This window comes from Myxococcus sp. AM009, from assembly GCF_013372605.1.
Classification (GTDB): domain Bacteria; phylum Myxococcota; class Myxococcia; order Myxococcales; family Myxococcaceae; genus Myxococcus; species Myxococcus vastator.
On sequence record NZ_JABXEP010000220.1, the window covers coordinates 1 to 9,235 of the forward strand.

9 protein-coding genes are annotated in these 9,235 nt (G+C 68.5%); 3 read left to right on the forward strand and 6 right to left on the reverse strand.

Going from position 1 to position 9,235, the window contains the following annotated elements; genetic code table 11:
• Positions 1-48 precede the first annotated feature (48 nt).
• Positions 49-1,017, reverse strand: a complete 969-nt coding sequence (gene hemB / locus HV824_RS32810) for a porphobilinogen synthase (protein ID WP_176416161.1) — start codon at positions 1,015-1,017, stop codon at positions 49-51.
• 62 nt (positions 1,018-1,079) lie between these two features.
• Positions 1,080-1,289 carry a hypothetical protein gene (locus tag HV824_RS32815; RefSeq protein ID WP_255208524.1) on the reverse strand — a complete coding sequence of 70 codons (210 nt, stop codon included), beginning with the start codon at positions 1,287-1,289 and terminating at the stop codon, positions 1,080-1,082.
• A gap of 299 nt (positions 1,290-1,588) precedes the next feature.
• On the opposite strand from HV824_RS32815, the gene HV824_RS32820 reads away from it, so the two are divergent.
• From HV824_RS32820 to HV824_RS32830, 3 genes are read left to right on the forward strand one after another with little or no spacing between them, the layout of a single operon-like run.
• Positions 1,589-2,476: an ABC transporter ATP-binding protein gene (locus tag HV824_RS32820; protein ID WP_176416159.1), complete on the forward strand. Its 888-nt coding sequence runs from the start codon at positions 1,589-1,591 to the stop codon at positions 2,474-2,476.
• Entirely contained in the window at positions 2,473-3,309 is an 837-nt protein-coding gene (locus tag HV824_RS32825) for an ABC transporter permease subunit (RefSeq protein WP_176425014.1), read from the forward strand. Before HV824_RS32820 ends, HV824_RS32825 begins: the two co-directional genes overlap by 4 nt.
• A gap of 1 nt (position 3,310) precedes the next feature.
• Positions 3,311-4,423: a hypothetical protein gene (locus tag HV824_RS32830; protein WP_176425015.1), complete on the forward strand. Its 1,113-nt coding sequence runs from the start codon at positions 3,311-3,313 to the stop codon at positions 4,421-4,423.
• 51 nt (positions 4,424-4,474) lie between these two features.
• Here HV824_RS32830 and HV824_RS32835 read toward each other — a convergent pair whose 3' ends face one another.
• The 4 genes from HV824_RS32835 to HV824_RS32850 form a co-directional block, all read right to left on the reverse strand.
• Positions 4,475-6,892 (reverse strand): hypothetical protein, encoded by a 2,418-nt coding sequence (locus tag HV824_RS32835; protein WP_176425016.1) that lies wholly within the window; start codon positions 6,890-6,892, stop codon positions 4,475-4,477.
• Positions 6,893-6,895: 3 nt separating this feature from the next.
• Positions 6,896-7,921 carry a peptidoglycan-binding protein gene (locus HV824_RS32840; RefSeq protein WP_176425017.1) on the reverse strand — a complete coding sequence of 342 codons (1,026 nt, stop codon included), beginning with the start codon at positions 7,919-7,921 and terminating at the stop codon, positions 6,896-6,898.
• Positions 7,921-8,337, reverse strand: coding sequence for a hypothetical protein (locus tag HV824_RS32845; RefSeq protein ID WP_176425018.1), 417 nt, complete (start codon positions 8,335-8,337; stop codon positions 7,921-7,923). The genes HV824_RS32840 and HV824_RS32845 overlap by 1 nt, the downstream gene beginning before the upstream one ends.
• A gap of 260 nt (positions 8,338-8,597) precedes the next feature.
• The gene (locus HV824_RS32850; protein WP_368738134.1) at positions 8,598-9,146 is read right to left on the reverse strand and encodes a hypothetical protein; all 549 of its coding nucleotides are present in this window, start codon (positions 9,144-9,146) and stop codon (positions 8,598-8,600) included.
• Positions 9,147-9,235: the final 89 nt, after the last annotated feature.

Below are 9,235 nucleotides of genomic sequence, written 5' to 3' on the forward strand. Positions count from 1 at the left end.
GCGCGGCGGATCAAGCGTCAACCCGCCGCGAGTCCGTCCGGCTGTTGCCTACAGGAGCTTCGCCGCTTCCAGGGCGTGGTAGGTGATGATGAGGTCGGAGCCGGCGCGCTTCATGGACGTGAGCGTCTCCAGCATCACCCGCTCGTAGTCAATCCACCCGTTCTGCCCGGCGGCCTTGAGCATCGAGTACTCGCCGGACACGTTGTAGGAGACGACGGGCAGCTCCCAGCGCTCACGCACGGCGCGGATGACGTCCAGGTAGGCCAGCGCGGGCTTGACCATGATGAGGTCCGCGCCCTCCTCCACGTCCAGGGCCACTTCCCGGAGGGCCTCGCGGAAGTTGCCGGGGTCCATCTGGTAGCCCCGGCGGTCACCGGAGGTCGGCGTGTTCTGGGCGGCCTCGCGGAACGGGCCGTAGTAGCCGGACGCGAACTTGGCCGAGTACGCCATGATGGGCAGCTCGCCGAAGCCCGCCTCATCCAGGGCGGCGCGGATGGCGGCCACGCGGCCGTCCATCATGTCCGACGGCGCGATGATGTCCGCGCCCGCCTTCGCGCAGCTCACGGACATCTTCGCCAGCAGCGGCAGCGTGGCGTCATTGACGACGTGGCCGCCCTCCAACACGCCGCAGTGGCCGTGGTCGGTGAACTCGCAGAGGCAGACGTCGACGATGACCTGGAGGTCCGGCTCGGCCGCCTTGATGGCCTGGATGGCGCGCTGGACGATGCCGTCGTCGGCGTAGGCCTGGGTGCCGCGGGCGTCCTTGTGGTTCGGGATGCCGAACAGGAGGACGGCGGGCACGCCCAGCTTCCGGGCCTGCCGGGCCTCCGCGACGACGTGCTCCAGCGACAGGTTGAAGATGCCCGGCATGGAGACGATGGGACGGCGCACGTCCCGGCCCTCCACGACGAACAGGGGGTAGATGAAGTCGCCCGGGTCGAGGCGCGTCTCGCGCACCATGTCGCGCAGGACGGCGTTGCGGCGCAGGCGGCGGGGTCGGTGGATGGGATAGGCCATGGCGTCGCCGGTATAAACCGGCGGCGCCGCGCCTTCATCGTTTCTGGCCCCTGCTCGCCTGCTCAGCCTGCGACGAGCCTCCAGCTCCGCTGATGGTTGCGCGCCTCCCGGGCGTGGCGCTGGGCGCGACACTCGGCGATGTCCGCTTCGTGCAGGGCGCGGGCGTAGCGCACGCGCGCCGCCTCCGTCCCCGTCGCCAGGTCCTGGTCGGCCAGCGCCAGCTCGCGGCGGGCGTCCAGCAGCTGCTGTTCGATGCGGTCCTCGTACGTCATGTCCCGTGCTCCTTGGGGCTGGGGTCCGCCGCCGGACAATGCATGGGCCGGACCGTGGAGCTCCAAGGAACATGGAAGCCGCCAAGTCCCCGGAACAACGAGGTACCGCGGCGCGGCAGGCACAGCAGGCGTGCGAAGCGGCTTTCCCACGGGCGCGAACGGAGCGCCGCAGGGGGCCGCCAGGAGACCGCTCCGCCCGCCCGGGCGACCGCCCGGCAACCTGACGCAATCGGTGGACGGCCCGGTCGTCTACATTCCCGACCGTGACAAGCCAGGCACCAGCCATCGAAGTGAGGGGATTGAGGAAGACGTACCACCGGGCCTTCCGGAAGGGAGGCACCGAGGCCCTCCGGGGCATGGACCTGACGGTGCCGGAGGGCAGCGCCTTCGGCCTCATCGGCCCCAACGGTGCGGGCAAGACGACCTTCATCAAGAGCATCCTGGGCATCGTCCAGCCCACGGAGGGCGCCATCCGCGTCCTGGGCGGCTCCCCCGAGGACCCGCGCATCCGCGCCCGCATCGGCTACCTGCCCGAGCGCCTGCACCTGCCCGGCACCTGGACGGCGCCCGCCTTCCTGGCGACGGTGACGCAGCTGAAGGGGCTCCCGGTGGACCCCGCGGTGAACCTGCGCCTCCTGGAGCGCGTGGGCCTGTCGGACGCGGTGGGCCGGCGCATTGGCGGGTACTCCAAGGGCATGCGTCAGCGGCTGGGCCTGGCCGCGGCGCTGGTGGGCACCCCTTCCCTGCTGGTGCTGGACGAGCCCACGGACGGAATCGACCCCATGGGGCGGATGGAGGTGCGGCGCATCCTCCAGGACGAGGTGCGGCGTGGGACGACGCTGTTCCTCAACTCGCACCTGCTGGCGGAGACCGAGCGGGTCTGTGATCGCGTCGCCATCCTCGCGGGAGGCCGCGTGGTGCGCGAGGGCCGGCTGGAGGACCTGGCGCGGGGCGGCGTGCGGTGGCTGGTGCGCTTCGCCCCCGGGGCGAGCACCGAGGCCCTGGTGGCGGCGGGGTTCATCCGAGGCGCCGCGGAGGGACAGTACGTCGTCGAGGCAGAGGACCCGGCGGCGCTCAACGGCGCATTGGACCGGGCACGGGCGACTGGGGCATTGATGGTGGAGCTGCGGCGTGACGGAACGGACCTGGAGTCGGTGCTGATGGGAACAGTGGAGGCCGCGGCGTGAAGCCCGTCCTGGGAATCGCGGGCTACGTGCTCCGTGAGGCGATGTCGCGCAAGTTCATCCTGGCCTTCATGGTGGGCATCACCCTGGTGCTAGCCGTGGTGGCGCTGAGCTTGCGCATCGAGGTGGTGGATGGGGCGCTCGCGGCGTCCCGGCTGTTCGGCGAGGAGCTCCGCTCGAGCATCCGCTCCGTCGACGTGGCCCTGCGGCCCGTGTACCAGGCCGCGGCGTTCCTGGTGTTCTACGGCGGCATCCTGTTCGGCATCGTCGCGTGCTCGGACTTCGCGCCGTCGCTGATGTCACCGGGGCGCATCGAGCACCTGCTGGCGCTGCCGATTCAGCGCTGGCACCTGCTGGCGGGGACGTTCCTGGGGGTGATGGTGCTGGCGCTGGGCGGGACGCTGTATGGGACGACGGGGCTGGTGCTCATCTTCGGCGTGAAGGCGGGGTACTGGACGGCGGGTCCGCTCATCGCCGGGCTGCTGGCGTGCGTGGGCTTCGCGGCGGTGTACGCGGTGATGCTGACAGCGGCGACGCTGGTGCGCAGCGCGGCGCTGTGCGCGGCCTCGGGCTTCGTCTTCCTGGTGGGAGGCATCATCGCGGGCTACCGGCAGCAGCTGACGCCCTTCTTCGAGGAAGGCTTCGGACGGGAGGCCTTCCGGGCGGTGACGCTGGTGTTGCCGCGGCTGTCCGCGCTGGCCATGGCCGCGGGCGACATCGCCGCGTCCACGCCGCTGGAGGTGCATTCGCTGGGCATGTTGTTGCTCGGCGTGCTGGTGTTTGGATTCGGGGCCCTGGCGGTGGGGTTCTGGCGCTTCGAGGGAAAGGACTACTGACATGGACAACCGTGGACGCCGCCGGGTGTGGCTCGTCGTGGCGGCGATGCTGTTCGTGGTGGCCGCGGTGTTGATGTTCACCGGGCAGGGTGAAGCGCCCGCCATGGAGACGCCGAAGGTGGAGTTTCCCCGGCGGATGCGGGCCCCCGAGCGGGAGCGCGCGGAGCGGCGCCGGACACAGGTCCTGCCCGTGCAGGTGGACGCGGGCACGCAGGAGCGCGCGCGGCCCAGGGACCCCCTGCTGGCCGCCCTGCCCCGCGGAGAGGGCAAGACGGCGGTGGTCATCGAGGCGAACGCGCTGCGGCACTCGCCCATTGGTGAGCTGCTGCTGGACTGCCTGATGCGGGATGGAGGGAAGCGGCTGGAGGAGCTGCGCAACCTCAGCGGCGTGGACCCGCTCCAGGACCTGGACCGCCTGGTCATCACCGATGACGGGATGATGCTGTCGGGCAACTTCGGCAACGCGAAGTTCAAGGAGCTGCTGGGCGAGCGCGTGTCCATGGACTACGGCGAAGGCGCCCGGGTGTACGAGCCGGGCGACATGACGGTGACGCGGCCGGATGGGAGCACGGCGCGGCGCCGGAGCGAGGCCGCGGTGGCGACGTGGAACAACGAGCTGCTGGTGATTGGCAAGTCACCGGACGAGGTAAAGGCGGTGGTGGACCGGGTGGAGGGGCGCGGCCCGGACGAGCCGCCCGCCATCTCCGAGGGCAGCACCTACGGGGAGATGTACGGCGTGCTGTCCGTGGACCAGCTCGCGCGGCTGTTGCCCAAGGAGCAGGCGGAGCTGGCGGAGCGCATCCGCCAGGTGGCGCAGAACGTGGAGCTCCACGTGGACGCGAGCGGCGACGTGGCCATGGTCGCCGAGGTCCGCGGCGCGAATGGCGACGAAGTCACCGACCTGGGCAAGACGCTGGGCGCCGCGCTGAGCATGGCGCGCATCAAGGCGCAGGCGGAGGGTGAGAAGGATCTGGCGCAGCTGCTCGACTTCGCGCGCGTCCAGCCGGATGGCACGTCGTTCAAGCTGGAGATGGCGGTGCCGCTCGACGTCATCCAGAAGCGGCTGGCGTTCTGCAAGGAGGAGCGGAGCGCGGCGGAGGCGGCCGAGCGGTAGGCCGCGAGTCATTGCTCCCGCGTTGCCCACGACGCTGCCGTCAAGGCCGCGCTACGTCGCCGGCCGGGGATTGAGCATCTTCCACTGGACACGCGTCCCCGGAGGATGGAACCGCAGGAACCTGTCCAACGTGTGCGGCCGCGTATCTGGCCGCCACGACGTCCAGAGAATCTGGTCCTGGAAGGGCTCACACTTCAGGACGAAGTACCCGTCCTGGTGCCGATCCACCTGACCCACGCAGGTCGCCACGCGCGTCTCTCCCTCATAGGAAGGCAGATACTGGTCCACGACCTCTGACGTTGCGCCGAAGTCGATCATCTCGTCGAAGAGGAACACCGCCTCCACGGAGGGCCGGGTGACCGAGCGCATCAAGGCGAGCGTCCGCGCCCTTCCCTCGCGGTCCACATTGGGATTCGTCAGGGCTCGCGCCTGCGCCTGCAACGCCCGGGTATGCGGTGACAGCGGGGCCACCAGGAGGTCGCAGACGATGGGCAGGTGGTCGCTCACGTACTTCCGGTAGATGTAGAACGCCTGGTGCTTCGTGGAGAGCGTTCCGAGCTTTCCCTTCTGGGGGTCGTCGTCCGGGAGGTCGAACTCCGACAGGTTCGCCTCAATCCAGGAGATGACATCCAGCACCGCGGCTGAGGCCACGCTCGACTTCAGCGCGCTCCCCTTGAGGAAACAGTTGTCATAGGCGCTGCTGGTGAAGGCGGCGGTGTCTGGCGCCTTCTCCCTCCACTTCGCGGCCCCATGGATGCTCGCCAGCGAGGTCGCGATGCCATCCGGGATGAGCGGCTCGAAGCCACGCGTGCTGAAGTCCTCGTACAGGGCATTGGCGATCTTCTGCTGCCCGCTGGGCTTCGGGACGCCGGGAGCCCAGTCCAGGTTGAAGTCACCGATGACCATCACGTCCTCTTCGTCTTCGAGCTTCTTCGTCGACCCGGTGCCGGCGTTCATCAGCTCGCGCATCGCTGCGGCGCGGAGCTCCACCCCCGCGTTGGTGGACGGGCCGAACGGGCCATGAAAGGCCACGAGGTACATCATGTGGCTGGTGCCGCGATACGGCAGCCACAGCTCCACCGGGAGGAGATAGGGACAGCGCCCGTAGAAGCCGATGCTGTTGTCCTGATAGCCAAGGAGCATGCCGGCCTTGAAGACCGGCATGCCGTGCGACGTGTCCTCCTCGCCTGGCGCACGCATCACCAGCCGCGCCGCGGCGGACTTCACCGACACGAGCTTGTCTTTCATCCAGACCCCCATCGAGCTGGAGCTCTGGGTGCCTGTCCCCTGCCGAAGGAGGATGGAGTAGCTCTCCTGACAGGTGCACATGTAGAACGTGAGCGCATCCACGGTCTGTCGCAGGTTCTGGAGCGGAGTGGTGTACGCCCCAAAGTCCTCACAGCTCCCACAAGAGCCAGACCCCAGGGACTCGCCACACGCGCATCGCTTCAGACGAAGCACGAAGCGCCAGTTGTCCTGCGGCGGACACGTGGAGATGTCCGTGCTCCAGTCGAGCTCCTGCTCACTCCAGTCGTCCTGGACGTAGACGAGCTTGTAATAGCTCCGCACCGGGAGGAAGGCGTCGTCGCGCAGCTGCTCCATCCACGCCTGCGCGGGTGCGCCCTTCAAGTCGACACACAGGCCCTTGAGCAGCTTGGGGTGATAGCCGTAGTCCCCCAGGAACTTCTTCAGGCTCGCGTTCTTCCGAGCGCGCTCCGCGGCAGCGTAATATCGAGAGTCCGCCTTCAGGTTCTTGGCCTTCTTCTTTGTGAGCCGCGTGAGGGCCGCCGACTCCTTCTTGGTGAGCTTCTTCGTCTTCTTCTTCTTCCCGAGGCTCTCGATGCGGTTCAAATCCCGGACGTCCCGCTGCAGCTTCACCATGGCGGGCTCATAGATGCAGAGCTTCTTGGGTGGCAGCCAGCGCTTCCCCGTCATCTCGCTGACGTTCTGCTGGTAGGTCAGCGGCTCGCCGCCGTCGAGCAGGTCGAACTGCGCGCCGCCGTCATCCTCGTCGATGGCGTCATCGTCCTCATCGTCGACCGGGACAACGCCGTCGTCATCATCCTCATCGACATCGCCGTCGTCATCCAGGTCCTCCTCGTCAACGGCCTGCTTCCACCCCTTGGCGCCAACATGGCCCGTCTCAATGGCGTTCATGTTGATGTAGGAGTCCGACCGGCTCTCCAGCAAGATGCAGACGTCGGCGCTCACCGCCTCGAGCACCTTGTTGATGACCTTGTTGACGAAGGGATTCCCCAGGCTCCTCCCAGCCTCGAAGGTCTGCACGTTCCAGCTCACCACCGTGAACACCGCGGGCGGCAGGGGGAGGTTGATGACCGTCGTATGGCCTTCCGGGTCCGAGAGGGCCACGCTCCGTCCTTCCACCACGGAGAGCGCTTCCTGGTGGTGCTCGAGCTGCGCCTGTCTCCGCTTCTCCAGAACCTCTGCAACAGTCAACGGGCCCGCCATGAATCACCCTTGGTCGTGGAGTGAGAAGAGCGCCCCGCGGACGTCGTCATCGACGACGTCCGAGTGAGGCAGGGAGACCGCGGACCGGAAGCGATGCAGCACGCCCTTGGCCACGTCGTCGAACGTGCCATCGGAGGACGCACACGGGAACCCCAGGTTGCGCAGCCGCTGCTGGACGCCCCGGTCGTCCGACAGCGGCAACAAGGCGTCCACGGGGAGTTCGAGGCGCGTCGCTCCCCCGTCGAGGACCAACGTCACGCGGGTCGTCTGTGCGGGAACCACCGTGTCGATGTACCCATTCTGTGTGGTCCCTTGCTGAGAGGGAGCGTCTGGCACCTCCAGCAGATAGGGAACGCCGTCCTGCGGCTCGAACCCGACCGCCAGCCGCAACCGCAGCCGGGACACGCCGCCATTGAAACGCAGCACGTAAAGGCATCCCGTGGAGACCTGGAGGGTCGCGGGCTCCCTGGGAGGGATGTAGAGCGTGTCTTGAGCAGCGAGCTGGTTCCGCCACCGCCGCCGGGCTCGCAGTGTCCCATTCTGGGGGGCGTCCCAGAGGGTCTCGGGGAGGTGGCCCCAGCCAAAGGCAATCTTGTCCACCCCTTCGCCAGGCTGCACGACGTGCAGCGCCTCCGGGTAGGCCAAGGGCGCGAGCACACTCCACCCCGCGGGCTGGCTGCTCCGCGCCCACATGGATGAAAGAGACTCGACCACCGGAACGTCCAACGTCCGCCGGTCCAGCCCCCACAAGGTCAGCGGGTAACTGGAGTCCTCCAGCCCCTCGAAGCGCACCGCCCCGAAGGCATTCGTCTCCAGCCGGTACACGGCCTGCCCCCACGCCAGCTCGAGCACCTGGCCAGGAAGTACCCGCCCCTGGAGGTCGATGACCAAGACCTCGATGGCCATCTTGTCCACGGGCCGGCACGGCACCGTGGAGCCAGACACCGGCGTGCTCCCAAAGGTGCTCCTCGACTGCGTGTTCGCCGTGTCCAACTGGAAGGGTGAAACGCCCAGGGGGGTCGTGAACATCAGCGCCGCTCCGCGTCCGTGGCCGACTCGAACCGCTGCCGGGCCTCACGCTGTTGGATTTCGAGCGCAAGGCGCCGCTGGAGCTCCTGAACCCCCAGCTTGAGCCGGTACGAAGCGGAGGGGATGGACGTGTCACGGAGCAAGGCGCCCAGCCACGCGCTCTCGGGTTCGGACGCGAAGTCCCAGCCAAGCACCGCGCAGAGGTTGACGTAGACGCTCACGTCGCCCCGGGTCTCCAGTCCCACTGAGACGGCCTCTTCAACCGCCTCGCGGAGGGACGAGCGCAGCGATTCGCGGGGCTGCATGGCCACGAAGGCCGGGAAGTGACGCTGGAGGTGACCTTCCAAGCCGGTCAGGAACTGGTCCTGCCGGTGGACGTCCAGCGCCCGAAGCTGTTCGGCGCGGAGAGTCAGCATGTGTCCAGGACCGGGGAGCGAGTCGTCGAATAAAGCGGAGGCGCAACGAGCTCATCGGCATAGCAACCCGCGAGCCACCGGCTCCGCCTCTGGACATGGGTGGCATTGGAGACCGGGTGGCCTGGGGCCGCGTGCGAGCGGGACGCACGAGCGTCCTCCCATGACGCGAGCGGCGTCCGTCCGGCCGGGCGGTAGGTCGCTTCCGCGTTGCCCACGACGCCCCTTGGCGCTTTCGCCAGGGGGCGTCGATGATCCAGGAGTCAGGGCTGGAGCGACGCGCCCGCATCTTCCTGTTCGCGACGGCGCAGATTGGCCGCTGCATTCGCCGCCTTGAAGAGCGTGGCGACGATGACGGCGCGGATGACAAGGGGGAAGACGGGCAGGCGCCCTCCTTGCGTGACGGAGTCCGCCAGTACGAAGAGCGCGTCGGCGATGTACAGGAGGCCGGCGAGCATGGGCGCCGCCCGGGTGCCCCGGTAGGTGAAGAAGCCAAGCACCGCGACCACCAGCCCAAAGAGGAGGGAGCCCAACCCCATCCCCGCGGCCTCCAGGACGTCACTCCGCGCCACCATGGCGACGACACCGAGCAAGGTGTTCAGGCCCGCCAGGAAATAGAGCAGGTGCGCCGCGCGCTTGACCTGCTGCGCCGGGTCCGTGTCCGACCCCGGAACGACCTCCCCGTTGCGCACCACCGCCAGGCCCGTGCGAAACGCGCCACTCTGGAGCAGGACGTTCAGCGTGCTTCCGTCAGGGAGGTTGAAGAACACCCCCCGCTTGAGCTCGGCCGCCCCGCCGTCCAACGTTCTCACGACCTTTCCATCCAGGGTGACGGTGAACCGCTTCCACCCCCAGCCCCACGACAACTCCAAGCGAGGCGGCCGAGCTCAAGCGGGGGGTG